The 1,512-nt window shown below is 71.7% G+C and carries 1 pseudogene; it reads left to right on the top strand.

Features of this window, described 5'->3' with window-relative positions:
- Positions 1-1,512 (top strand): annotated as a pseudogene (locus OO54_RS49030) (AMP-binding protein); the annotation flags it as partial.

Genomic DNA, 1,512 nt, shown 5'->3' with positions numbered 1-1,512 from the left:
GCGTTGAGCGGTCTGGTCGGGTTCTTCGTGAACACGCTGGTGCTGCGCACCGACAGCTCGGGCGATCCGAGCTTCCGTGAGCTCCTGGGCCGGGTCCGTACGGCCGACCTGGACGCCTTCGCCCATCAGGAGGCGCCCTTCGACCTGGTCCTGGAAGCCCTCAACCCGACCCGGACGCTGTCCCGGCACCCCCTCTTCCAGATCTGCCTGACCCTGGAGAGCGGCGCCGACGCCCAGCTGCTCGCGCTCCCCGGACTCGCGTCGGCGCCCATGGAGAAGATCACCAGCGGCTCCGCCAAGTTCGACCTGGAGTTCTTCCTCCGCTCCGACGACGAGCACGGCCTGCGCGCCACCGTCCTCTTCGCTGCCGACCTCTCCTCGCCGACCCGGGCCGTCCGCTGTCCGCCCTGGAGGTCCTGGACCCTGAGGAGCGGGAGCTGCTGACCGGTTCCTGGGCCGGGGTCAAGGTTCCGGGTGCGGGGGAGGGTTCGCTGGTCGGCCGGTTCGAGGAGCAGGTGGCGCGGGTTCCGGAGCGCACGGCTCACGGCTCTGGTGGACGGCGAGCGGAGGATCTCGTACGCCGAACTCAACACGTCCGCGAACCGCCTGGCCCGGCACCTGGCCGAACAGGGCCTGGGGCGGGGGGACATGGCGGGTGTATCCTCGCGGTCACCAAGACCGGCGCGGCGTACACCCTCCTCGACCCCGACTTCCCCGACGAGCGGCTCCGCTCGGCGGCCACCGACGCGGGCATCGGCCTCCTCGTCACGGACGCGGACCGCGCCGCAGCCGGGCGGGTGGACGGGCCGTGGGAGACCGTGGTCTGCGCCCCCGACGAGCTCGCCGACCTCCCGGGAGAGAACCTGGGCGTGGCGCCGACGAGCCGGTCCTCATCGACGAGTTGTCCCGCCGTCACGGGGTGACGATGCTCCAGCTGTCGGCGAGCCTCTTCAACTTCCTCGTCGACGAGCACCCGGGTGCCTTCGAGACGGTCACCGTCGCTTTCACCGGCGGCGAGGCCGCCTCCCCGGCGCACGTACGCAAGCTCCAGCGGCTGAAGCCCGGCATCGAGGTCGTCAACGGCTACGGCCCCGCAGAGTCCATGGGATTCACCACCACGCACGCCCTCGATGACGGGGACGCGGAGGAGACGGCCGTCCCGATCGGAACACCCCTGGTCAACAAGGGTGCCTACGTTCTCGACGCGTACCTGAACCTCTGCCCGCCGGGCGTCACCGGCGAGCTGTACCTCACCGGTGACGGCCTCGCTCACGGCTACCTCGGCCGGCCCGACCTCACCGCCACCCGCTTCGTCCCGGACCCGATCGGCACCACCCTGGGCGGCCGTCTCTACCGCACCGGCGACCTGGCGCGCTTCGACCGGGAGGGGCGGCTGGTGTACGAGGGCCGCGTCGACGATCAGATCAAGATCCGGGGCTTCCGGGTCGAGCCGGGGGAGACGGAGGCCGCGCTCCTGTCCCACCCGCGGGTCACCCAGGCGGTGGTGACGGT

It is taken from the genome of Streptomyces wedmorensis, assembly GCF_000716445.1.
Classification (GTDB): Bacteria; Actinomycetota; Actinomycetes; order Streptomycetales; family Streptomycetaceae; genus Streptomyces; species Streptomyces wedmorensis.
This window is presented reverse-complemented; position numbering and strand designations above follow the sequence as displayed.